We start from the raw sequence: 24,578 nt of genomic DNA on the forward strand, positions 1-24,578 counted from the left end.
TTGGCAGACCCCGGCTCAGGCATTCGCCGCGGCTCTGGCACTCTGAGCCTGCAACGTTGCGACGATCATGCGAATCCGCCTTAGAACCCAAGCGCCCCCAGCGGGTCACGATTCAAGCGACGCCGACACAGTCGAACGCGTTCTGCGCGGCCCGGCCGGCGTGGGGACCATCCCCGCGGGCGCGGGGAGCAGATCTCGTCGGCCGCTTCGTGGATGGCTCGGACGGGACCATCCCCGCGGGCGCGGGGAGCAGGCGTTCGACCCGGCGACCACCGGAGCGCCCGCGGGACCACCCCCGCGGGCGCGGGGAGCAGAGCCCCGCACCGGTCTGGTGCGGGGCTTCGTTGGGACCATCCCCGCGGGCGCGGGGAGCAGTCCGTTGTGGCTCGGTGGCGGGTGGTGCCCGCGGGACCATCCCCGCGGGCGCGGGGAGCAGCCCTCAACCGGCCCTGACCTGCGAGGTTGCATAGGACCATCCCCGCGGGCGCGGGGAGCAGAGCACGCCGACGAGCGCGGGCTGTCGGGCACGGGGACCATCCCCGCGGGCGCGGGGAGCAGCTGGTCGTGTCCCGGCCGGTCCAGTCGGACCGGGGACCATCCCCGCGGGCGCGGGGAGCAGCGACCGGACAGCACCAGATCGAGTGACAGCGCGGGACCATCCCCGCGGGCGCGGGGAGCAGACGAAGGCCAGGTCGCCGCTTCGCCGAGGAGAGGGACCATCCCCGCGGGCGCGGGGAGCAGGGCTGTTGTGGGTCCGGCGCACCGGTGCTGTCGGGACCATCCCCGCGGGCGCGGGGAGCAGTTGATCTGCCACAGACCAACGCAGCCGATGGAGGGACCATCCCCGCGGGCGCGGGGAGCAGGTCCTCGGCCCGCACGCGCAGGACGGCGATGAGGGACCATCCCCGCGGGCGCGGGGAGCAGTCGACCGCCACTTCTCCCGGCATGCCGCCAACGGGACCATCCCCGCGGGCGCGGGGAGCAGAGGTCGAGGGTGCCGTCTTCCCGCTTGGCTCGGGGACCATCCCCGCGGGCGCGGGGAGCAGGATCGTGGCACCGTCGAGCCCACCGTGCATGAGGGACCATCCCCGCGGGCGCGGGGAGCAGGGGCCGCACAGTCCGCGCCCATGCTTCGGGTCGGGACCATCTCCGTGGGCGCGGGGAGCAGATGTCTAGCACCTCCGCTAGCAGCCAATCCGGGGGACCATCCCCGCGGGCGCGGGGAGCAGTGAACCTCCCACAACGTCATGCCGCGCTCATAGGGACCATCCCCGCGGGCGCGGGGAGCAGTTGTCGCGCACCGGTCTCCGTCTCACCGCCCAGGGACCATCCCCGCGGGCGCGGGGAGCAGTCGTCGACGAGCGCGGACGCCGAACAGGCCGGGGGACCATCCCCGCGGGCGCGGGGAGCAGGCGAGGACATCCGGGAGCGCAGGTGAGGTCTTGGGACCATCCCCGCGGGCGCGGGGAGCAGGGCGCCGGCCGCGTTGCCCGAGCCGAGCTGGAGGGACCATCCCCGCGGGCGCGGGGAGCAGGCCGTGTCCTCGGTCAGCGTCGTGCATGGCCAGGGACCATCCCCGCGGGCGCGGGGAGCAGTTGACCGCCGCCCGGGTGAGGGTCTGCGGGTAGGGACCATCCCCGCGGGCGCGGGGAGCAGACTTCACGACCTGCAGCTTTACAACGAGCAGAGCGCAGGTTCAGCAAGTTTTACAGATGCCGGCAATTTGCCCATTTCCGGCCTCCGGCCGATCTTCGACATGTACAACCACACTACGTTCTGGCTCGCCACCCCCAGATCCTCCTGTCCGCCCACCGGCATGACGCCCACTCACTCTCAAGGCTGAAACTGCCGAAATATCATCGAAACACCCATCCAGAGATACAGACATCATGTACATATCTCATATGACCAGTGGGGGAAGTGCCCACGGTAGCCTGCTGAGCAAGCTGGGGGCGCCTGCTCGGGCGGTATGGGCGAAGCATGATCGCGATACTGATGGCTGGCTGCCGTTGTGGCGTCATATGGAAGACAGTGCTGCTGTGGCGGGGCTGCTTTGGGATCAGTGGCTGCCGCTCGGAGTGCGCAGGCTGATCAGCGAAGCGCTCCCAGGTGGCGACGAGGACGCGCGTGCCCTGGCTGTATGGCTCGCTGGTGTTCATGACATCGGTAAGGCCACGCCTGCCTTCGCCTGCCAGGTCGAGTTGCTCGCCGACGCGATGCGTGACCAGGGCCTGGAGATGCGTTCCCGTGCGGCGATGGGACGGGATCGTCGGTTAGCACCGCATGGCCTTGCCGGGCAGCTCCTGCTCGCCGAGTGGCTTGAGGAGCGACACGGCTGGCGGGGAGCGCAGACCGGCCAGTTCACGGTGGCCGTTGGCGGCCATCACGGTGTACCGCCGGAGCCGGGCCAGATCAAGGCATTGGACGACCATGAGGAGTTGCTGCGGACACCTGGTCCAAGTAGCAACACCTGGCGCCATGTGCAGATCGAGCTGTTGAACGCGTGCGCCGTTCGTTTCGGTGTCGAGGAGTTACTCAAGGCGTGCAGGGCTGTCAAGTTGCCGCAGCCCGTTCAGGTGCTGCTCACCTCGATCGTCATCGTCTCCGACTGGATCGCGAGCAACCCGGACCTCTTCCCGTATTTCCCCGATGCCGCATCCCACAGTGACGAGGAGCGGCTCAGCAGAGCCTGGGGAGGGCTTGATCTGCCCGCTCCGTGGCAGGTCGAGGAACCGCACGGCTCTGTGCAGGACCTCTTCACCTCCCGTTTCGATCTCGCGAACGGTGCCGAGCCGCGTCCGGTCCAGGAGGCGGCGGTGGCCCTGGCGCGGGAGATGGACTTCCCCGGATTGATGGTCATCGAGGCGCCAATGGGAGAAGGCAAGACGGAGGCGGCGCTCGCCGCTGCGGAGGTCTTCGCCGCACGCTCGGGGGCGGGCGGAGTGTTCTTCGCGCTGCCCACGATGGCCACGGGCAACGCCATGTTTCCGCGACTGCTCGACTGGCTGGACCGGCTGCCCTCGGCAGACGGCACTCGTTATTCGGTGCACTTGGCGCACTCCAAAGCCGCTCTCAACGAGCGATTCGCCGGGCTGATGTCCAGGGCCGGCAGCGTGGCGGCTGTCGACCTCGATGGCGCTCACACCGAATCCCGAGCAACGTCCAGGACAGGGCACAACCACAGGAGGGCCGGCGCCGAGCTCGTGGCGCATGCCTGGCTGCGAGGCCGTAAGCGGGCCATGCTGGCCTCGTTCGTCGCCGGCACCATCGACCAACTGTTGTTCGCCGGACTCAAGAGCCGGCACCTGGCACTGCGGCACCTCGCCGTTGCCGGAAAGGTCGTCGTCATCGACGAGGCGCACGCCTACGACACATACATGAGTGTCTACTTGGATCGGGTGCTGTCATGGCTGGGGGCGTACCGGGTGCCGGTCGTGGTGCTTTCCGCGACCTTGCCGGCCTCGCGTCGCCGAGAGCTCGTCGAGGCTTACGGCGGGCGTGCCGGGGCGGCTGCCGAGGATGTGGCGGAATCAGGTGCCTACCCGCTGCTGACTGCCGTCGCTCCGGGCGGGAGCGCGCTGGTCCGGCACCCGCAGGCCTCGGCGCGGTCCGCAGAGGTCGAGGTTGAGCGGATCTTCGACGATCTGAGCGTGCTCGCGGACCGGCTGGACAGTGAACTGACGGACGGTGGTTGCGTACTGGTCATCCGGAACACCGTCAGGCGGGTGCTGGAGACGGCTCGGGTTCTGCGGGCAAGGTTCGGCGCCGAGAACGTGACTGTTGCCCACTCCTGCTTCGTCGATCTCGACCGTGCGGAGAAGGACAGCACACTGCTCCGGCTCTTCGGTCCTCCCGAGAAGCCGAACGACAGGCCCGCCGGGCAGCACATCGTGGTGGCGAGCCAGGTCGCCGAGCAGTCTCTTGACGTCGACTTTGACTTGCTGGTAAGCGACCTGTGCCCGGTGGACCTTCTCCTGCAGCGTATGGGCCGCCTGCACCGCCATCAGCGCGGGCCACACCAGAGTGACCGGCCCGAGCGTCTACGGACCGCACGGTGCCTGGTGACCGGCGTCGACTGGAAAGCGGATGTACCCGAGCCAGTGCACGGATCTGTTGCCGTGTACGGGCGGTATGCGCTGTTGCGGTCAGCGGCCGTCCTCCGCCCTCACCTCGACGGCGGGACCGAGCGGCCTGTGCGGTTACCGGCGGACATCAGCCCTCTGGTGCAGAGCGCTTACAGCGATGAGCCCGTCGGGCCGGAGCATTGGCAGGACGCGCTCAGCGAAGCCCACGCGCAGTTCAAGCAGCACCACGACGATCAGACGGAGCGTGCCGCCGTGTTCCGCCTGGGAGATGTCGGTAAACCCGGGCGGCCGCTGTTCGGCTGGGTCGCCGCCGGTGTGGGAGACACCGACGACACTCCGACCGGGCGTGCCCAGGTCCGTGACACCCGGGACAGCCTGGAAGTCGTCGTCGTCCAGCGACGCGGTGACGGAAGCCTCGCCACCCTGCCCTGGCTCAAGCCAGACGGCAGGGAACGGCCGCGCGCCGGCATCGAACTCCCGCAGAACGCGGCACCAGTACGCTTCGCGGGCCGCACGGCGGCGAGCTGCGGGCTGCGGCTGCCGATGCAGTTCTCCTACGCCGAGATCATGGACCGTGCCATCGCCGAACTGGAGCAGTTGTATCTACCCCACTGGCAGGGCAAGGAGAGTCCTTGGCTCGCCGACCAGCTGATCCTCGCTCTCGACGAGGACTGTCGGACCCGGCTGGCAGGATTCACCCTCCGGTACAGCCCGGAAGACGGCCTTGAGGTAACCCATGACTCAAACGACTGAACCCCCTGCTGCTGCCACAGGCGCCGAAGGGGCACTGTCCTTCGATCTGACCAACCAACCGTGGATCGGAGTGCTCCGGTGCAACGGATCGGAGGACGAGCTGTCACTGAGCGAGGTTTTCGCACAGGCCAATGATCTGCGGCAGATCGTGGGCGACCTGGCCACCCAGGAGTTCGCTCTCGTGCGGCTTCTCCTGGCCGTCGCCCACGACGCCCTGGACGGGCCAGATGACGCCGAGGACTGGAGCGAACTGTGGGGGGAGCCCGACTGCTTCGCGCCCGTCCAGGCTTATCTGGCGCAGCACCGCGACCGGTTCGACCTTCTTCACCCCACGGCGCCGTTCATGCAGACCGCCGGGCTCCGCACAGCGAAGGACGAGGTTTTCTCCCTCAACCGCATCGTGGCCGACGTACCTGCCGGCGACCCGTTCTTCAGCGCGCGGATGCCGGACGTGGACCGGCTGAGCTTTGCCGAGGCCGCCCGCTGGGTAGTCCACGTTCACGCCTACGACACCTCCGGCATCAAGACCGGCATGGTCGACGACAAGCGGGTCAAGGGCGGCAAGGTCTACCCCCTCGGTACCGGATGGGCTGGCGGGCTGGGCGGCGTCTTCGTCGAGGGTGCGACGCTCCGTGAAACCCTGCTGCTCAACCTGGTGGCAGCGGACACCGAGGGACTGAGTTTCTCCTCCAGCGACCTGCCGGCGTGGCGCCGCGAGCCCTGCGGGCCCGGATCCGATCAGCGCTCCGCGACCGGATTGCGTGACCTCTACACATGGCAGTCCCGACGAGTGCGCCTGCACTACGACACGGACGGCGTCCACGGGGTTGTCCTCGGGTACGGCGATCCGCTCGCCTCAAGGAACATGCACGATCAGGAGCCGATGACTTCGTGGCGGCGCAGTCCCGCACAGGAGAAGAAGCTGGGCCAGTCCCCGGTGTATCTGCCCCTGGAACACGATCCGGCCCGCTCGGCTTGGCGGGGCATCGCAGCCCTCGTCGCCGACCGGCTGGAGAGCAGTGGCGGAAGCGAGGCGGCGCCACGCCTCCGGCCTGGGATTCTCGAGTGGGTCGCCCGGCTGGTGGCCGACCGCCACCTCCCCCGCCACTCACTCATACGCACCCGACTGGTGGGTGTCAGTTACGGCACCCAACAGTCCGTGATCGACGAGGTCGTCGACGACCGCCTGGAGATGCCCGTCGTCCTCCTTCACCAACAAGACCGTAGATACGCTCGGCAGGCCGTCGCCGCGGCTGAGGAAGCCGATAGGGCGGTTCGCGTCCTCGGAGATCTGGCGGCTGACCTGGCCCGGGCCGTGGGTTCCGAGGCGGAGGGCCCCAAGTCGGCCGCGCGGACAACCGGATTCGACGCACTGGAACATCCATACCGGCAATGGCTGGCCGAAATGGCCCAGGTCACGGACCCCTTCGAACATCGGCAGACATGGCAGCGCGAGGTTCGAGGAACGGTGAGTCGTCTCGGTGATCGTCTCATCGCCGCCGCAGGTGACGCTGCGTGGGAGGGACGGGTCTACACGGACAGAAAGAACGCGACTCACTGGCTGAACACGGGCCTCGCAGACCGATGGTTCCGGGGACGTCTCGCCAGAGAACTTGCTGACCCCGACGCCCCCGACAGCGGCGGCCGCCCGGACACCGACCAAACCGCGACCGAAGCGAAGGTGCACGCATGACGACCGGCTCCGCCCCGGCCAAGGACCCCAGCGTGAGCGCGCGCATCGCCGAACTCACAAGGGCGAGTATCAGCGGCTGGCAGAGGGGCTACCTCGCCGACGAGTCGCACTCCGTCGCCGCCCTCGCTCGCCTGCGCCGTGGTGCGGGCCGGGAGGCGGGGGAATCGCCGGACCTGTGGACGTTGATCGACACTGGCGCCCTGCACTCCCAGGAGGAGGGCGGGCCAAGGCACCTGAGCGAACCTGAGGTGATGCGCGCCGAGAACGCGGTGCACGCAGCGCTGACTCTGTGGGCATTCCACCAGCAGTCCCGCGGCGAACCCATGCACCGGTGCCACTCCCCCGGGCAGCCAGCCAGCCTCGGCGCGGCCGTGCGGCGGCTGATGCCACCCGATGACATCGACGAGCCCGTACGCAAGCGCCTGGTCCGCGCCGGCACCGCACCAGACCTGGTCTCTCTCGCCCAGCGGCTGCGCGACATCGTCGCCCTGCTGCGCCGGAAAAGCATCCCACTCGACTACGGCCTGCTGGCTGGCCAGCTGTACGTGTGGCAGTGGCCCGACGGTCCGTCCGCCGTGCGCCGTGCGTGGGGCCGTTCCTTCCACACCCCGCCGCGCAGGCCCCGGCAGCCCACAGGCGACAACCCCACCGCTCCGCACACCGACAAGGACCATTCGTGAACCGCATCTTCCTGGACGTGCACGCCCTGCAGACCGTCCCGCCCAGCAACCTCAACCGGGACGACACGGGTGCACCCAAGACGGCCGTCTACGGGGGTGTCCCGCGTGCCCGTGTCTCCAGCCAGGCGTGGAAGCGAGCCATCCGCACCTACTTCGATGACGAGCACCTTTTGGACCCCGCCGAGTTGGGTGTGCGCACCAAGAAGGTGGTGGAGCTCCTCGCCGACCGGATCGCCGGGCTCGACGGCACCGTAGAGCGTGAGGCGGCACTGAAGCTGGCCGACGAGACGGTGAAGGCGGCCGGCTTCAAGACCGAGGTCCCCAAGCGCAAGGCCGACCAGGCGAAGAAGAACGAGGACCCTGACGCCCCGACCCCCGCACCGGAAAGCAAATACCTGGTCTTCCTGAGCTCCCGGCAGCTCGACGGCCTGGCACACCTCGCCCTGGAGGGTGCCGCGGACATCACAGCGTTCCTCAAGACCAAGGAGAACAAGGCCCGCGCCAAGGAGATCGCAGACACCCGGCACTCAGTCGACATCGCCCTCTTCGGCCGCATGGTCGCAGACATCGCCGACATCAACGTCGACGCCGCCGTCCAGGTCGCCCACGCCATCAGCGTCCACCGGGTGGACAACGAGTCCGACTACTACACGGCCGTCGACGACGAGAACAAGGACGAGGAGACCGGCGCCGGGATGATCGGCACCGTCGACTTCAACTCCGCCACCCTGTACCGCTACGCGGCCCTCGGCGTGCACCAGCTCGCCGCCAACCTCGGCCAGGGCCTGCGTGAGGACGAGCCGCGCACCGAGCCTGTACGCCGTGCCGTCGAGGCGTTCGTGCACAGTTTCATCGCCTCGCTGCCCACAGGGAAGATCAACACGTTTGGGCATCACACGCAGCCTGACGCCGTCGTCGTCAAGCTCCGCGCCACCCGACCGATCAGCTTCGTGTCTGCTTTCGAGGACCCGGTCCGCAGCGACGCCGGTGGGCACGTGCGTGAGGCCTCCGACCGGCTCGCCGCCTACGGGTCCGATGTCGAACGCGCCTATGGCGACCCGGAGACCACCCAGACGTGGGTGCTGCGCGTGGGCCCGAACACCCAGAAGCTCGTCGACCTCGGCACTCAGACCGAGACCATGGGTGAGCTCGTGGAGGCCGTTGGCAAGGCCGTGACAGAGCGCCTGGAGAAGCCCGAATGAGCGTGCTTGCCCTGCGTCTGGCCGGCCCCCTGCAGTCCTGGGGAGCCGCATCCCGCTTCACCCGCCGCACCACCGAATCAGCGCCGACCAAGAGCGGCGTCATCGGCCTGCTCGCCTCCGCGGCCGGCATCGATCGCGACGACGACGCCCGCCTCGCACCCCTGGCCGCGCTGCGGTTCGGGGTCCGTATCGACCAGCCCGGCACGCGTATCCGTGACTTCCAGACCGCGCACCACGCCGTGACCGGGGTATCAATGCCGTTGTCGGAAAGGTTCTACCTCGCCGACGCCGTGTTCGTCGCGGCCGTCGAGGGCGACCACGCTCTGCTCACCAGCCTGCGGGACGCACTACGCACTCCGGTGTACCCGCCGTTCCTCGGGCGACGCTCCTGCCCGCCCTCCGAGCCCCTCTGCCTCGACCTGCACAAGGGCGGGTGCCTGGAAGACGTTCTGGCGAACGTGCCCTGGCAGGCCTCCGCCTGGTACCGAAAGCGCCGGCAAGCCCCGCAGAACCTCCCCGTGCTCCGCGAGATGGGCGACGGCGAGTCCGCCAGGAACGCGGACGTCCTGCGTGACCAGCCCGTCAGCTTCGATGCCGCGCACCGCCGGCACGCCCTGCGCACGGTCATCTCCGATCCGGTCCCCTTGCCCATCCCGGCCGACAGCAGCCGCAACGACAACCACGATCCGTTCGATGCCCTCGCTGCCCTGGAGGAAGAGCGCGACTGATGTTCATCTCCCGCTTCCGCGTCAACACTGCGCGGCCCGGTGCCCGAAAGCTTCTCTCCTCACCGCAGGCCATGCACGCGGCAGTCATGTCGTCGTTCCCGCAGCTCCTGCCCTCCGACAGCCCCCCTCCGGACTCGCCCCGGGTACTGTGGCGTCTGGATCAGATGGCTCGCGCCGAGGTCCTGCTCTATATCGTCAGCCCCGGTCAGCCGGACCTGACGCACCTGGTGGAGCAGGCCGGCTGGCCCGCCGTCGCCACCCGCGAGAATCCCGGCTGGCAGACCCGGGCCTACGCACCACTCCTCGATCGTCTGACCGCCGGCGATCGCTGGTCGTTCCGTCTGACGGCGAACCCCGTGCACAAGATCCGCCGCAAGGAAGGCGAAGAGCAGAAGATCACCGCGCATCTGACACCCATCCACCAGATGGGATGGCTGCTCGACGACAGGCGCCAGGAGCGCCTCGGTTTCCGCATCTGCGAGAAGCCCGACGACCGGCGGCTCCTTCCTGAGGGCACCACCCATCAGAAGCGGCCCCACCCCGGCGACCGGTACGAGCTGGCCATACGGGACGCCCGCTCCCTGGCCTTCAACAAGTCCGGCGCCGCCGATGGCCGCAGGGGGCCAGTCACTGTCGTCACCGTCACCTTCGAAGGACACCTCGAGGTCACCGACCCGAACGCGATGCGCCGCTCCCTCACCCAGGGCATCGGCCGAGCCCGCGCCTATGGCTGTGGCCTTCTCACCCTCGCTCCGCTCGCGAGGAGTCCCCGCACAACATGACGACCGTCTCCAAGCGTCCGGCCCCCAGTCCTCGACAACTCACCCGCACCGGTGACCGTCTCTCCTTCATCTACCTGGAGCGTTGCACCGTCCACCGCGACGCCAACGCGATCACGGCACAGGATGGGGAGGGCACCACACACATCCCGTCCGCGACGATCGGCACGCTCCTCCTAGGGCCGGGAACTCGGATCACCCACCAGGCCATGAGCGTCCTCGGCGAGACCGGGGCCGCCGTCTGCTGGGTCGGTGAACACGGGGTGCGTTACTACGCGTCCGGCCGCGCCCTCAGCCGCTCCTCGGCCCTCATGGAAGCTCAGGCCCAGCAGTGGGCCAACCCGCGCAGCCGTCTCGCCGTGGCCCGAGAGATGTATCGGTTGCGCTTCCCCGATGAGGACCCGGTCGGCCTGACCCGGCGTGAGCTACTCGGACGGGAGGGACGACGGATGAAGGTCTGTTACCGTGCCGAATCGGCCCGCACGGGCGTGCCCTGGCGGGGCCGCCGATACGTACCGGGCGACTTCAGCGCCGGAGACGCCGTCAACCAGGCCATCACCGCAGCTGCCCAGTGCATGTACGGCATCGCACACGCCGTCGTCACCTCTCTGGGATGCAGTCCGGCGCTCGGCTTCGTGCACTCCGGCCACGAGTTGTCCTTCGTCTTGGACATCGCCGACCTCTACAAGACGGAGATCGGCATCCCTCTTGCCTTCGACACCGCCTCGGAGGGAGAAGAGGACGTCGGCTCACGCACCCGACGCGCCCTGAGAGACAGAATCAACGAGACCTCACTGCTGAACCGGTGCGTCGACGACATCCGACGCCTGCTGCTGGCACCAGATCAGGCGAAGGCGGCAGCCCTCGGCGACGACCAGGACATCGCGACCCTCCAGAGCGATGGCGGCCACCACGTCCCTTCGGGCGTCAACCACGACGGCCCGGACGAGTACGAGGGCTGGAACCTTGTCGGAGGGGAGACCTGGTGACGGTCATAGTCCTCACCAACTGCCCCAGTGGTCTGCGGGGCTTCCTCACCCGCTGGCTCCTGGAGATATCCGCGGGGGTCTTCATCGGCAACCCCTCGGCCCGCATCCGCGATGCCCTCTGGAACGAGGTCCAGCAGTACGCCGGCCAAGGCCGAGCTCTGCTGGCCCACACCACCAACAACGAGCAGGGCTTCACCTTCAGGACGTTCGACCACCAGTGGCACCCGATCGACCACGAAGGGGTCACTCTGATCCAACGCCCTACCGCAAAGGCTCAGGCTTCACCAACGCAGACCCCAAGTACTCCACCGCCAGGTTGGAGCCGGGCCTCCAAACGCCGCCGGTGGGGAAGAGGCTAGGCCCGACCGCAATGGACAGGCGACGCCCCATGGCACGGGTTGGCGCCGTCACAGTGTCGGGCGCCTCCAGCACCTTGGGGGCCGGGGGGACCAGTTGTACGTCAACTACTCGTGGCCAAAACGTCCTCGCGATGTGCTCCCCGGAACCGGGGAGCACATCCCGAAGCGCAGTGGCAGCGCACGTACCCGTCCCTGCTAGAGCCGGGAGCAGGCCACCGGCCTCGGGGTCACCGCTGTCGCCCTGGGGCCATCCCCGCGTGCGCGGGGAGCAGCTACCGCTCTACCTCGACCTGTCCGTGATGCGGGGACCATCCCCGCGTGTGCGGGGAGCAGACGGCGGTCCCTCAATGGTGGGGGTATTCGAGCGGACCATCCCCGCGTGCGCGGGGAGCAGTAGCCCACGTGTCGGATGCGTGAGGCGTCGGTGGGACCATCCCCGCGTGCGCGGGGAGCAGGCAGGCTTCAGCCAGCCTGTTCGTGGTCGAGTAGTAGAGACCATCCCCGCGTGCGCGGGGAGCAGGGCGGCCGCGTCGCCGGCCGGCGCCGTACCCCGGGACCATCCCCGCGTGCGCGGGGAGCAGGGATGCTCCCTGCGTGTGTGGCGCGAGGGGGCGGGACCATCCCCGCGTGCGCGGGGAGCAGGTCATCGGCTCACACGTCCCAGGCGAGACTGCGGGACCATCCCCGCGTGCGCGGGGAGCAGCATCTCTCGGACGTCACCGACACCCAGAGGCAGGGACCATCCCCGCGTGCGCGGGGAGCAGGTGGCCCGGTTCGTCTGGCCCAGACCGGACGAGGGACCATCCCCGCGTGCGCGGGGAGCAGTGATGCGCTGCGACCTTTGCAGCCAGAGCGTGGGGACCATCCCCGCGTGCGCGGGGAGCAGCGCCCTCCAGCGCGGTGCCCGCATCCAGCTCTGGGACCATCCCCGCGTGCGCGGGGAGCAGTACTCGCACGGCGACTGGGCTACGAGGACGCAGGGACCATCCCCGCGTGCGCGGGGAGCAGAGGGAGCCACACAGCGAATCTCCGGGAATGGTGGGACCATCCCCGCGTGCGCGGGGAGCAGCGGGGGCTGTTCACGCTGTTCGACATACGACCGGGACCATCCCCGCGTGCGCGGGGAGCAGACTTTCTGACCAGGGATTTCTTAACGGCAGGTGCCGAGAAAATACCACCTTCAGAGAATTGCTCATATCAGAAATAGCTGGATGAAGTAGACGAAAAAGAGGCCATACGGCGCCGGGTCATCGTCATGGCCGTTTCGCCACGTGAAAAACTTCGTCACCTCGCCCGCAAAGACGTCAGGACCAGGCGTCCATATCGCGTAGTGAGGGCCGCGGCCGTGGCGGCGATGGACAGGATGAGCGAGACGATCAGGTGTGCCACAGAGTGGTCATCGAGAACCTGCAAGATGCTCAGGGCTGTGCCAAGTGGCAGGCCGAGAATGGTGAGTACGCCCAGGGCACCGCTGATCTGCTGGCTTTCCTGGGTCTGCACGAGTCGACTGTAGTCGGCCGCTTCGGCGAGGATCTCGTCGAAGCGGGCGGGGAGCCGGTGCTGGTTCTGGAAGGCGAGCAACAGGTCGTTCGCTGCCCCATGGGCGGTGAGATGCTGACGCCAGTAGGTGCTGCGAAAGACAGCGATACTCCGTTCCAGTGCGGCCACCCGCTTTGCCAGCTGCGACGATGTGAACACATGGGAGAGTTCGTCGGTCAACTCGTCGATCTGATCGCGTTGGAGTGAACCGAGCAGGAGAGCGTCTAGATACACGGAACGAGAGTGCAGCGCAGCAAATTCGAAGAAATCGCCCGTACCGGTGTCGGCCCGGTGGCCCAGGAAGGCAGCTCCTTGACGAAGCACCAGGGCGCTCCAGTCCGCGGAAATCCTCGCGGTGTCTTTGAATTGCTCGCCGGCGGTCTCCGGTGGCAGGGGGAAGTCCTCAGGTGTCGAGCATGAGGCGAGCTGCCACAGCCAGCGGTCAGCAGAGGGGGGCAGTTCCCCTTCCAGGTTGAAGCGCAGGGCCGGGGTTTGCTGTGCGGTCGGGGTCATGAAGGCGACCGTGTATGGCCGGGCTATGGCAAACGGTGCCTCGTGATCGCGGACGTCGGCAACACCCGCAAACAGCATGACTGGGTCCAGGGGCCCGGAAAGGATTTCATTGCCGGTGTTCGGCCTGCGTCCGGCCAGGGCTCGAAGTACTGGCAACAGCGGTCTTTCCACGCTCAGGTGCAGGACTGCGAGGGCGTGTTCGTTGTTGCGTGTGGTGGCGGCACGCAGGAGCTCCATGCCGAGCAGGTGTAGTCCGTCGTGCTTGACGTCCAGCGGCAGGTGCCATCGACAGGGCCGTCCGGGTGCCCCGTAGAGGGCGCGGGCGGAGGCGGGGGCGAAGTAGGTGGAACGGGTCTGGACGTCAGTGAGTCGGTTGCCCAGCTCGAACGGGTAGGGACCTTCGGGCCAGTCGGGGATACGCAGCAGCCGTACCGGCAGGACGACGGTCAGCTCCTGGCGTGCGCCGGTGACGTTCTCAAGTGGCGAAGCTCCATAACTGGTCACCGGTAATACTCGGCTGGGTCGGGCTGGTCTAGTCGGATGACGAACTCTGCACGATCGGGGCTTTCAGCGCTGACGTAGAAGCGGACGTGCTCCCCCGTGCGGATGGTCCGAAAGCCTTCGGTCACGATTTGCCGGTAGTCGAAGGTGTAGTACCGCTCGTCCTGATCGTCCCGGACCACGTAGGAGCCGAGGGCGCCGCTGAGTCCTCCGCCGCTCGGGCGCCTGTCGACGATGGTTCCGTGACGTGCCCCGGTGCCGCTCACGCCGTCACCGCCTCTCCTGTCGCGGACGGGTCGATGTCCTGAACGCATCGGAAGCCGACAGCGTTACTTCCGCCGCGCTTGCGGTATACGCCCTTGCTGCTGGTCTGCACCGCCCGCATGGGGTTGTCGTAGCTGCCACCGCAGATGACGGCCTCGCCTGGGTCGTCCAAGATGGTGGAGGTCCATTCCCAGCAGTTGCCCACCATGTCGTACATGCCGAACGGGGAGCGGTTGTCCGGCCGTTTATCGACGGGTGTCACCCCGGCGCGTCGAACAGCGTCGCCCGCAAAGTCCCGATACCAGGCCTGGTACGTCATCACAGGCCGCTCGATCCACGCGTCGGCGCAGTTCACGCGAGTGATGTCTGGGCTGTCTCCCCAGGGGAAGAGGCGTCCATCATCGCCGCGGGCCGCGGCTTCCCATTCCAGAGCTGTCGGCAGGCGCTTGCCCTCGAAAGCGGCGAAGGCGTAAGCGCTCCACCAGTTCACGCAGATGGCCGGATGGTCGGCAAATTGCGGATTCTCGTAGTAGTCGGGCCACCGCAATCGGTCAGTCCAGGGACTGTGCGTGATGTGCGCCGGCTGATCGGGATGATCCCATCGGGAGGTGCCGTCCGCGTCGAGGGCGTCGAGGAAACGTCGGTAGCGCTCGACGGTCACCGCGTGACGGTCGAAGCGTACGGGACCGTTGACGCGGCGGATCAGCAGCCGTTCCGCCGGCCCGACCAGGTAGGCCCCCGCAGGGAGCACACAGTCGTCCGTGTCCGAGGTGCCGGGCATGCCAGCGAGGAACGCGCGTACCTGCTCCGTGAGGAAGGGACCGCCGGGAAGATCCGCTGCCATTTCCCGGTTCTTCGGCTCGGCCAGAAATCTCGCAGCCAGCAGTTCCTGGTAGGCAGTGTGCACGAAAGCAAGGTGATCGGACCCGGCAGGCCGCAGTAGCGGGCCAAGGACACAGGCATCGAGGTCAAGGCGTCCGTTTCGGAAGGCGTCCGCCCCCAACTGTCTGTGTGCGTCGAGCAGGGAGAACACCGTACGATCGGTGAGGAAGGCATATCCGAACACGGCTGGCAGGCGCTGCTCCAGGTCGGGCTGCCCCTGCTCCGCCAGCGTCCTCGTGAGGTGAACGCCCAGGATGTCCGCGAGCGGCTTCCCCGCCGGGATATTCAGCGACGCAGTCAGGCGCTTCTCGAGAGGCGTTGCCTCAGGGTCGGCCAGACGTACAACGTGGAAGTGCGGCACACGCGAAGGGTCGAGCCCGTTGACGTACATCTGCTCGACCAGTTGCTCGGAGCGGCCGGCGCCGCTGTCCAGCAGCTGACGTACCTGGGGAGAATCCGCGAGGAACGACACCCGCGAACTCATCACCACCGCGGATTCGGCGGACAAGACGGCCGCGAGATCGGTAAAGAGCCGCAAGAAGCCGGCAGGACTTGGTTCCTCCACGCCCTCGTCCACCGCATCGAGCACACACAGTGCCGTCCCGGAGCGGATGAGATAAAGGAAGAGATCATAAGCGCGCGAGCGATCTGACTTCATCGCCGGTGCCAGGAGACGGGCCGCGTACTCGGAGAACGGTTCGCCCTTCGGTTTGAGACCGAGGTCGAAGTAGAAGCGGAACCGCCGGACTTCGGGATCGGCAGCCAAGGAACGCAGGAGCGTACTCTTGCCGCTCCCCGGACGGCCGGTGACCAAGACATTCGCACTGCCGGATGCGAGGCGGGCCACGAGCTGGGCCGCATCGCCGGAATGCTCCATTGTCGATTCGCCGGTGCGGGGGTCAGTGGTCAGGGTAGCCGCGGGGACAGCGGCCCGCGGCTCCGACGGCTCGTCGGCCGAGGGGAGATCGGCGAGGTGCTGATCGAGGTTGACGATGGTATCGACGAAGCCGTCATAGCGTACGACTCGGAAATCAAGCCCCAGCATCCCGCGCAGGGCGCCGGGCTCCGTACCACCGTCGTCATCCAGGACGACGAAGCGCGTCAGCTTGGGCAGGCGGGTCCGCAGCAGCTCACCATCGCTGGAGGCAAGGACGGTCCTCAAGTCGTCAGCATCCCTGGAGAGCATGAGCTCCACGTACTCCAGCCGCATCCCCGACTCACGGCAGAACAGCTGGTACACGGTGTCCGGGCTCAGGACAAAGCGCTTGGCCTGCCGGTAGCCGAGAGTGAGGTACAGCCCGGCAAGGAACTCGCAGCGGCGGGCCACTTCGGGCGCCATGTCAGGCTCACCGCCGAGCAGTGCCGCGCTCCCGGTGGCGGTGAACCAGACCAGCACATCGACGAGCCTGCGGACCGCCAGCAGCCCGTCCTCGTCGCTGATGTCGTACCCGTCGTGCGTGGACCGGTTCCGCAACCGCCGAATGTCGTCGAGCGCATCCAGCACCGTGCTGCTGCGAATGTACGGACGGCATCGCTTGACCAGGTCGTTCAGGGCCTTCGTCGCAGGGTCGCCCTCGACGCCGTGGTGGCGCCACAACTCCTTGAGGAGCTTCTCGGTCAGCTTTCCGACCAAGGCCACGGCATTCTCCGGATAGCCGTCATTGAGAGACCGCAACGGCCGTTCCAGATCGAGTCCCAACCGGTCAGCGATCCTCGAATGGTCGTCGAGTTCACTCCGTAGGCGCCGCAGGCGCTCGTCGACCATGGAGCTCACAGGGACTCCCCACCCCGTCGGCCGAGCACGAATGCGAGCCGGTCAGGAAACACCAACACCGGCTCCGGATGAGCGCTACGCATCTCTGCGATGCCCTTCTCGATCTCGTCGTCACTAAAGGTGGAAAGCAACGACATATAGCGGGCACGCACCATACCGAAGTACTTGTCCCGATCGATGCGCAGCTCATGCTCCACATAACTCAGACTGGCTTCCAGCCCCGCCGCGGCCAGGTGACCCTCGATAACGGCCGGGTCCGGCTGCAACTCCTCGAAGCGCGCCAGAGCCGCCTCGAACAGCGGATACTGGATACTGGCCGGGAGCATCACCACCAGCAGCCGGCCTCCCGGCGCCAACTGATCAGCCAGGCCGCGCAGGGTTCGCGCCGGATCGGCCACGTGATGCACCGACTCTTTCAACCACAGCGCATCGAGCTGTTCGTATGGCAGACGAGTACGTCCTTCGGCGATGTCCTCCGCAGAAGCAACGATCGGCTTCAGACCGGCCGTAGGCGGCGTGCCGAGCTGGCTGAGCATCGACTCGGACGGATCCACACACAGAAGGGGATGGCGCGGCTGGAGCTGCCTGGCAACTTCCCTGGCGAACAGGCCCGTCCCGGAGCCGACGTCAGCGATCCGGTCAGTGGGAGCAAGCCGCAACGCCTCAGCAATCCGGGCGGACATCCAGGGAATGTAATGCGGGCCATACACCCAGTGCTCGTCGTACTCGGCCGCCAACTCCTCGTAATGTCCGCGCACATCACGCTGCTCCACGATCCCCCTCGTGCCCCTCCCGTATCGCCAGTCGTGCCGTATAAGGCACAGAACAGGCTATCGCGAGTGCTCACGCCGCAACAGTCCGTCATCGACTCAGACGACATCCGGGTCGCCTTGATACTCCCCGCCCCTCCAGCAATGCCCCGAAGGCGCCTGGGTCACGCCACCACCGGAAGCCGTTGAGTGCGATGGCCGGCGACGGGCTTCTTCGCCACCTCCCGGGTCGTCTGGCCTCGACGGCAAGGTGTCCTCGACGTGAGAACGGCACGGCAGGCACGGGGAGCAGTCGCCGGTGTAGACGAGCGGGAACAGCAAGGAGGGGACCATCCCCGCGTGCATGGGGAGCAGTGCGCGGCCAACGGTGCGGACGGCCAGGACACGGGACCATCCCCGCGTGCACGGGGAGCAGGGTGAGAGGGCCGCCGTGGGTGGCGGTGTCCAGGGACCATCCCCGCGTGCACGGGGAGCAGCAGGAGGAGCGGACCGAACTGCGCGCCGAGGTGGGACCATCCCCGCGTGCACGGGGAGCAGCGACGAGTCAGCGACGGCGGCGTGAGGCTCCGGGGACCATCCCCGCGTGCACGGGGAGCAGGGAGGCTTCCTGATGAGCGATGCCGAGCGCCGGGGACCATCCCCGCGTGCACGGGGAGCAGACCGCCTGCCGCAGGGACTTCTCGGCGAAGATGGGACCATCCCCGCGTGCACGGGGAGCAGTAGAGCGGGCCGATGGCGATCATGTCGGGCTCGGGACCATCCCCGCGTGCACGGGGAGCAGCTTGGCGGTGACGACGACGCGCCCGTCGGGGAGGGACCATCCCCGCGTGCACGGGGAGCAGCTCGTGTTCGTCATCGCCGTGGTCGTGGCCCTGGGACCATCCCCGCGTGCACGGGGAGCAGAGGCGTGTCCCGGCGCTTGCCCTGACGGGCGCGGGACCATCCCCGCGTGCACGGGGAGCAGGCACTCGTCTTCGTGATCATTCAAGTCGGCCTGGGACCATCCCCGCGTGCACGGGGAGCAGGACGCGACCGAGAAGGGCTGGCACGCGCACGAGGGACCATCCCCGCGTGCACGGGGAGCAGGCGGGGAACCAAGTCGCTCATGATCAGTCCTCGGGACCATCCCCGCGTGCACGGGGAGCAGTTGAACGGCTTGATGTCACGCAGGTTCGGGAAGGGACCATCCCCGCGTGCACGGGGAGCAGGGCGTCTGTGGGTGGGGAGGTGGCTCAACCCGGGGACCATTCCCGCGTGCACGGGGAGCAGCCCCACAGGACAGCGAAGCACTGCTCACTGACGGGACCATCCCGCGTGCACGGGGAGCAGGGAGTCTCTTCCTCTTCCTTGGGCTTCTCGTCGGGACCATCCCCGCGTGCACGGGGAGCAGGACAGGTACCGCCCGCCGGTCGACTCGGTGTAGGGACCATCCCCGCGTGCACGGGGAGCAGTAGAACTGCGGGTTGTCGAACGACTCGTTGTAGGGACCATCCCCGCGTGCACGGGGAGCAGCGGATCCGGGCACCGGTGAAGATGCCAAGACCGGGACCATCCCCGCGTGCACGGGGAGCAGTGAACGGCGTGCCCGGTCGCGAACTGGTGGATGGGACCATCCCCGCGTGCACGGGGAGCAGGCGTCGTACGGCGGTCTGCCCAGTAATGGGTGGGGACCATCCCCGCGTGCACGGGGAGCAGCCAGCCGGTCCTTGACGGTCTGCATGCCGGCCACGTCGGCCAGGGACCATCCCCGCGTGCACGGGGAGCAGTGCCGGCAGCAAGTTATGGCGCACTGATATCAGGGACCATCCCCGCGTGCACGGGGAGCAGGTGACCCTCGCCGTGGCGCCGATGGACCGCTCGGGACCATCCCCGCGTGCAGGGGGAGCAGCAGATCAGCACCGCCCGTCCCCGGATCACCGTGGGACCATCCCCGCGTGCACGGGGAGCAGCCATAGTCGGCGATGCCCTGCACCTTCAGCGGGGGACCATCCCCGCGTGCACGGGGAGCAGATGATGCCGCCCTTGCCGTTCTGCCGCGGCACGGGACCATCCCCGCGTGCACGGGGAGCAGTGAACAACCTCGCCTCCACGGTCGGCGGCCGGGGGACCATCCCCGCGTGCACGGGGAGCAGTCTTCGCGACCAGGCACTTCTCTAAGAGAGGACGCCGAAGACAGCCAGTTTCATCGATTTGCACCTATCAGGCATATAGGAAGATCAAGAAGGGTCGCACAGTCTGACATGCCACACAGACAAACCACACGACGTCACTATCAGAGACTCGGCCACCTCACCGCACCCGAGGACAAAGATCCAGACATTATCGTCGCGACACAAAGCTCCCTCTACATCGCTGCCCTCCGGAGCGCCCCCGGCCCTGGAGGGACCATCCCCGTGCGTGCGGGTAGCCAGCTCGAATCTGCGGCCATGCGCATCATCCGCCGGCTCCCCACCAGCCGATCCGTCATTCATAACCGTTGCACCATCACGCAGATAACCCCGGGGGCCCGCAGTTAGAACCGACGCCAGCCGTTCACGACTCGCACTGCGTCAGGCCCCGTGCCAGGTAAGCACCATGCCCCGCTCGCCCCACGAACCTCCGGCCCTCAATGACCGGCTCACCGCGCGACAGCACGGTGTCGACCTGCCCCGTGACGCGTTTGCCCTCGTACGCCGAGTAGTCGACGTTCATGTGGTGCGTCTCGGCGCTGATCGTCTGCTCGGCGTGCGGGTCGTAGATCACGACGTCTGCGTCGGCGCCCGGCGCGATGGTGCCCTTCTTCGGGTAGAGGCCGAACATCCGGGCCGGTGTCGCGCAGGCGATCTCGATCCAGCGCCGGCGCGAGATGTGCCCGTCGACGACGGCCTGGTGGAGCAGGTCCATACGGTTCTCGACGCCCGGCATGCCGTTGGGAATCTTGGAGAAGTCGCCACGGCCCAGGTCCTTCTGCCCGACGAAGCAGAACGGGCAGTGGTCCGTCGAGACGACCTGCAAGTCATTCGTGCGCAGGCCCCGCCACAGCGCCGCCTGGTGCTCCCTGGGCCGCAGCGGCGTCGAGCACACGTACTTCGCGCCCTCGAAGTCCGGCTCGGCGAGGTTGTCCGTCGACAGGAACAGGTACTGCGGGCAGGTTTCACCGAAGACCGGCAGGCCCTCGTCCCTGGCCCGCGCCAGCTCCGCCACCGCCTCCTGCGCCGATACGTGCACCACGTAGACCGGCGCGCCCGCCACTTGCGCCAGCTTGATCACCCGATGCGTCGCCTCCGCCTCCAACAGGGACTTCCTGACCTCCCCGTGGTAGCGCGGGTCCGTCTCGCCGCGTGCCAGGGCCTGTTCCACCAGCACATCGATGGCCAGGCCGTTCTCCGCGTGCGCCATGATGAGTCCGCCGTTGGCGGCGCCCTTCTGCATCGCGCGCAGGATCTGGCCGTCGTCGCTGAAGAAGACCCCCGGGTACGCGGTGAACAGCTTGAACGAGGAGATCCCTTCCTCGACGAGAAGATCCATCTCCTTCAGCGACGAGTCGTTCACGTCCGAGAGGATCATGTGGAAGCCGTAGTCGATCGCGCACTGGCCGTCGGCCTTGGCGTGCCAGGTGTCCAGGCCTTCCCGGAGCGAGCGTCCGACCGTCTGCACCGCGAAGTCGACGATCGTGGTCGTGCCACCCCAGGCCGCCGCCCGTGTGCCCGTCTCGAACGTGTCCGACGCGTAGGTGCCACCGAACGGCATCTCCATGTGCGTGTGTCCGTCGACGCCGCCCGGGATGACGTACTTGCCCGACGCGTCGATGACGCGGTCGGCCGACCACTGTTGGCTTCCGGCGACGGCCAGGGCGGCGATCCGGCCGTCCTGGATCAGCACGTCGGCGTGCATCTCGTCGGCGGCCGTGATGACCAGACCGCCGGTGATCAGTGTGCGGGTCATGCCTCGCCCCTCCCTGTGCCGTTCAACTCGCAGTTCCTGCGGTGCTGTTGTGCCGTCGCAACGCGGCGTCCCTCAGAAAACCCGTGGTCAGCTCAGCCAACGTGATTCTTGAAGGAGGTGATGCCCTCCTGGACCAGCTGGTCCATCTCCTTCAACGTGCCCTCGTTGACGTCGGCGAGGATCATGTGGAAGCCGTAGTCGACGGCGCAGTTGCCGTCCGCCTTCGCGTGCCAGGCGTCCAGGCCCTCGCGCAGCGAGCTGCCCACGCTCTGCACCACGAAGTCGACGATGGTCGTGGTGCCGCCCCAGGCGGCGGCGCGGGTGCCGGTCTCGAAGGTGTCCGACGCGTAGGTGCCGCCGAACGGCATCTCCATGTGGGTGTGCGCGTCGACGCCGCCCGGGATGACGTACTTGCCCGTCGCGTCCAGCACGCGGTCGGCCTGCCAGCCCGCCGCGATGTCGCTGCCGTGCGCGGCCAGCGCGACGATGCGTTCGTCTTCTATGAGGACGTCCGCTTGGGTCTCTTCGGCGGCGGTGATCACGAGGCCGCCGCGGATCAGGGTACGGGTGCTCATCTTCGGTTCCCTTGAACGCGGGTTGCTGCGGGGGCGGGACGGTGGCGGGACGACGGCGGGTCGGCGGTGCGGCGGGTGGCCCGGTCGTGCCCGCCCGTCCGGGGGTGCGGCGGGCGGCTTCCCTGCCCGGCCGCGTGGTGCGGCGGAGGGGCGGGCACGGCCGGGGCGGTGCGGCCGGGTCAGCCGCCGCCGAGGGCGCGCAGCAGGATCTCGGCGCCCTCGTCTGCTTCTTCCTGGGTCAGGGACAGCGGGGGCGTCACCCGCAGGGCGCTGGTGTTGTGCCCGCCGCCCTTGCCGATGAGCAGCCCGCCCTCGCGGGCCGCCTCCAGGACCGCGGCGGCACCCTCGGGATCCGCCTCGTCGGTGCCCGGCTTCACCAGCTCGATCCCGATCATCAGCCCCCGGCCGCGTACCTCACGCACGCCCGGCAGGCCGGCGCAGCCGCTGCGCAGCCGCTCGATGAGCCGCCCTCCGACCTGGCGGGCGTTGCCCTGGAGGTCGTTCTCGAGCAGGTACGCGACATTGGCCAGGCCCGCGGCCATGGTCACCGGGGAACCGCCGAAGGTGGAGATGGAGTTGCTGTCGAGGCAGTTCATGATCTCGGCACGGGCCACCACGCCACCGATCGACATGCCGTTGCCGATGCCCTTGGCGAAGGTCATCAGGTCCGGTGGGCCGTTCTCGGCGTGCGCCTGCCAGCCCCAGAAGTGGTCACCGGTACGGCCCCAACCGGTCTGCACCTCGTCGGCGATCCACAGGATGCCGTGCCGGTCCAGGACCTCGCGGAACGCCGCGTAGAGGCCGTCGGGCGGGGAGGTGAAGCCACCGATGCCCTGCACCGGCTCGGCGATCAGGGCCGCGACTCCCGGGCGGGTCTGGCCGAGCACGTCTTCGAGATCGGCGACGCAGGCCGCGATGAACTCGTCGTCCGGCAGGTGCGCGAAGGGGCCCCTGCTCCGCATGCCGCCGTGCACGTACAGCGTCTTCAGCGGCGAGAGGCTGGTCGGCGCCCAGCCCTTGTTGCCGGTGATGCCGACCGCGCTGAACGAGCGGCCGTGGTAGCTGTTGCGCATCGCGAGGATCTGGTTGGAGCCGCGGTAGGCGGTGGCGAGCAGCAGCGCCGCGTCGTTGGCCTCGGTGCCGGACGGGGTGAAGAAGACCCGGGCGTCCGGGATGCCCGACAGTTCGGCCACCTGCTCGGCGAGTTCGACCATCGGCCGGCTCAGGTAGACCGTGGAGGTGTGCAGGATCTTGCCGGCCTGCTCGGCGATCGCCTTGGTGACCTCGGGCAGCGCGTGCGCGGTCATGGTGGTCAGGATGCCGCCGAAGAAGTCCAGGTAGCGGCGGCCGTCGGCGCCCCAGACGTACCGGCCCTCGCCGTGCGTGATCTCCAGCGGGTCGGAGTAGTAGATCGCCAGCCACTTCGGCAGGACGGCCTGGTGTCGGTCGAACAGCTCACTCATGGCTGCACCAGCCCTTCGTACGCGTCGGGTCGGCGGTCTCGGTAGAACGCCCACTGGTTGCGCACCTCGTCGATCAGGCCGAAGTCGAGGTCGCGGATGAGGAGTTCCTCGGTCTTGTCGTCGGCCACCTCGCCCACGAACTGGCCGCGGGGGTCGACGAAGTAGCTGGTGCCGTAGAAGTCGTTGTCGCCGTACTCCTCCTGGCCGACGCGGTTGATCGCGGCGATGAAGTACTCGTTGGCGACGGCCGCCGCCGGCTGCTCCAGCTGCCACAGGTAGGCGGACAGGCCGCGGGAGGTGGCGGAGGGGTTGTAGACGAGCTGCGCACCGGCCAGGCCCAGCTGGCGCCAGCCTTCCGGGAAGTGCCGGTCGTAGCAGATGTAGACGCCGACCCTGCCGACGGCGGTGTCGAAGACCGGCCAGCCGGCGTTGCCCGGTTTGAAGTAGTACTTCTCCCAGAAGCCCTTGACTTGGGGGATGTGGTGCTTGCGGTACTTCCCCAGCACGGTGCCGTCGGCATCGATCACGGCTGCGGTGTTGTAGTAGAAGCCGGACTGCTCGACCTCGAAGACCGGGACGACGATGACCATGCCGGTCTCCCGGGCGAGCGCCTGCATGCGGCGCACCGTCGGACCGTCCGGCACCGGCTCTGCCCAGCGGTAGTGCTCGGGCTCCTGCACCTGGCAGAAGTAGGGGGCGTTGAAGACCTCTTGGAAGCCGATGATCTTCGCGCCTCGGCGAGCCGCCTCGCGAGCGTGCTCCTCGTGTTTGACGATCATGGATTCGGTGTCGCCTGTCCAGGTCGCCTGGACCAGTGCGGCACGTACGACGGTGGCCATGAGCTGCTCCTTCGACGAACGACAGAAGCTCTCTACGCACGTAGACACAGCGGGTAGAGGGATGAACGTAAGCCTCGTGCTCGAGCGGGGCAAGACCATCGCCCTGAACCCGCTGAGTCGATCATGATTCGTACCCGTGCGGGTGAGGGGGCGAAACGAGGTACGTCCACGTGATGGCGCCTGCCCCACCGTCTCCTTTCCAGCTTCCGTCGCCGCCTTGCCGGTCGGCGCCCCTGAGGGCGCCATTGCGCACGTGTAGAGACCGC

The 24,578-nt window shown here is 68.1% G+C and carries 15 protein-coding genes, 1 pseudogene and 4 CRISPR repeat arrays; of the genes and pseudogenes, 8 read left to right on the forward strand and 8 right to left on the reverse strand.

Annotated elements, in window-relative coordinates; genetic code table 11:
• The first annotated feature begins 163 nt into the window (after nt 1-163).
• Nucleotides 164-1,656: direct repeats of the CRISPR family, unit length 29 nt; unit sequence GGGACCATCCCCGCGGGCGCGGGGAGCAG.
• A gap of 248 nt (nt 1,657-1,904) precedes the next feature.
• Genes cas3 through cas2e form a run of 8 tightly spaced genes read left to right on the forward strand, consistent with a single transcriptional unit; the run spans nt 1,905 to nt 11,268 of the window.
• On the forward strand, nt 1,905-4,838 hold the full coding sequence (gene cas3, locus NQO67_RS32625; RefSeq protein ID WP_255953968.1) for a CRISPR-associated helicase Cas3': 2,934 nt from the start codon (nt 1,905-1,907) through the stop codon (nt 4,836-4,838).
• Entirely contained in the window at nt 4,822-6,531 is a 1,710-nt protein-coding gene (gene casA / locus NQO67_RS32630; RefSeq protein ID WP_255953969.1) for a type I-E CRISPR-associated protein Cse1/CasA, read from the forward strand. Before cas3 ends, casA begins: the two co-directional genes overlap by 17 nt.
• On the forward strand, nt 6,528-7,211 hold the full coding sequence (gene casB, locus NQO67_RS32635) for a type I-E CRISPR-associated protein Cse2/CasB (protein WP_255953970.1): 684 nt from the start codon (nt 6,528-6,530) through the stop codon (nt 7,209-7,211). Before casA ends, casB begins: the two co-directional genes overlap by 4 nt.
• On the forward strand, nt 7,208-8,413 hold the full coding sequence (gene cas7e, locus NQO67_RS32640; RefSeq protein WP_255953971.1) for a type I-E CRISPR-associated protein Cas7/Cse4/CasC: 1,206 nt from the start codon (nt 7,208-7,210) through the stop codon (nt 8,411-8,413). Before casB ends, cas7e begins: the two co-directional genes overlap by 4 nt.
• Nucleotides 8,410-9,141 (forward strand): type I-E CRISPR-associated protein Cas5/CasD, encoded by a 732-nt coding sequence (gene cas5e, locus NQO67_RS32645; protein WP_255953972.1) that lies wholly within the window; start codon nt 8,410-8,412, stop codon nt 9,139-9,141. The genes cas7e and cas5e overlap by 4 nt, the downstream gene beginning before the upstream one ends.
• Nucleotides 9,141-9,923 (forward strand): type I-E CRISPR-associated protein Cas6/Cse3/CasE, encoded by a 783-nt coding sequence (gene cas6e, locus NQO67_RS32650; RefSeq protein WP_255953973.1) that lies wholly within the window; start codon nt 9,141-9,143, stop codon nt 9,921-9,923. Before cas5e ends, cas6e begins: the two co-directional genes overlap by 1 nt.
• Nucleotides 9,920-10,909, forward strand: coding sequence for a type I-E CRISPR-associated endonuclease Cas1e (gene cas1e / locus NQO67_RS32655; RefSeq protein WP_255953974.1), 990 nt, complete (start codon nt 9,920-9,922; stop codon nt 10,907-10,909). Before cas6e ends, cas1e begins: the two co-directional genes overlap by 4 nt.
• Entirely contained in the window at nt 10,906-11,268 is a 363-nt protein-coding gene (cas2e, locus tag NQO67_RS32660; RefSeq protein ID WP_255953975.1) for a type I-E CRISPR-associated endoribonuclease Cas2e, read from the forward strand. The genes cas1e and cas2e overlap by 4 nt, the downstream gene beginning before the upstream one ends.
• Nucleotides 11,269-11,511: 243 nt before the next feature.
• Nucleotides 11,512-12,398: a CRISPR direct-repeat array (repeat unit 29 nt; unit sequence GGGACCATCCCCGCGTGCGCGGGGAGCAG).
• Nucleotides 12,399-12,552: 154 nt separating this feature from the next.
• Here cas2e and NQO67_RS32665 read toward each other — a convergent pair.
• The 8 genes and pseudogenes from NQO67_RS32665 to NQO67_RS32700 all read right to left on the reverse strand — a co-directional run bounded on the left by NQO67_RS32665 (nt 12,553) and on the right by NQO67_RS32700 (nt 24,312).
• The gene (locus tag NQO67_RS32665) at nt 12,553-13,824 is read right to left on the reverse strand and encodes a hypothetical protein (RefSeq protein WP_255953976.1); all 1,272 of its coding nucleotides are present in this window, start codon (nt 13,822-13,824) and stop codon (nt 12,553-12,555) included.
• A complete protein-coding gene (locus tag NQO67_RS32670) occupies nt 13,821-14,087 on the reverse strand; it encodes a hypothetical protein (RefSeq protein ID WP_255953977.1) in 267 nt (88 codons plus the stop codon). The genes NQO67_RS32665 and NQO67_RS32670 overlap by 4 nt, the downstream gene beginning before the upstream one ends.
• Nucleotides 14,084-16,732: an SUMF1/EgtB/PvdO family nonheme iron enzyme gene (locus tag NQO67_RS32675; protein WP_255954083.1), complete on the reverse strand. Its 2,649-nt coding sequence runs from the start codon at nt 16,730-16,732 to the stop codon at nt 14,084-14,086. The genes NQO67_RS32670 and NQO67_RS32675 overlap by 4 nt, the downstream gene beginning before the upstream one ends.
• A 5-nt stretch (nt 16,733-16,737) precedes the next feature.
• The gene (locus NQO67_RS32680; RefSeq protein WP_255953978.1) at nt 16,738-17,514 is read right to left on the reverse strand and encodes a class I SAM-dependent methyltransferase; all 777 of its coding nucleotides are present in this window, start codon (nt 17,512-17,514) and stop codon (nt 16,738-16,740) included.
• 322 nt (nt 17,515-17,836) lie between these two features.
• Nucleotides 17,837-18,781: a CRISPR direct-repeat array (repeat unit 29 nt; unit sequence GGGACCATCCCCGCGTGCACGGGGAGCAG).
• Between the two features lie 91 nt (nt 18,782-18,872).
• Nucleotides 18,873-19,643: direct repeats of the CRISPR family, unit length 29 nt; unit sequence GGGACCATCCCCGCGTGCACGGGGAGCAG.
• 400 nt (nt 19,644-20,043) lie between these two features.
• A complete protein-coding gene (hydA, locus tag NQO67_RS32685; protein ID WP_255953979.1) occupies nt 20,044-21,435 on the reverse strand; it encodes a dihydropyrimidinase in 1,392 nt (463 codons plus the stop codon).
• 107 nt (nt 21,436-21,542) lie between these two features.
• A pseudogene (locus NQO67_RS32690) lies at nt 21,543-22,010 on the reverse strand (amidohydrolase family protein); the annotation flags it as partial.
• Between the two features lie 179 nt (nt 22,011-22,189).
• Nucleotides 22,190-23,473, reverse strand: coding sequence for an aspartate aminotransferase family protein (locus NQO67_RS32695; protein WP_255953980.1), 1,284 nt, complete (start codon nt 23,471-23,473; stop codon nt 22,190-22,192).
• Nucleotides 23,470-24,312 (reverse strand): nitrilase-related carbon-nitrogen hydrolase, encoded by an 843-nt coding sequence (locus NQO67_RS32700; protein WP_255953981.1) that lies wholly within the window; start codon nt 24,310-24,312, stop codon nt 23,470-23,472. Before NQO67_RS32700 ends, NQO67_RS32695 begins: the two co-directional genes overlap by 4 nt.
• Between the last annotated feature and the right edge of the window lie 266 nt (nt 24,313-24,578).

The sequence above is a fragment of the Streptomyces odontomachi genome, assembly GCF_024435355.1.
Classification (GTDB): Bacteria; Actinomycetota; Actinomycetes; order Streptomycetales; family Streptomycetaceae; genus Streptomyces; species Streptomyces odontomachi.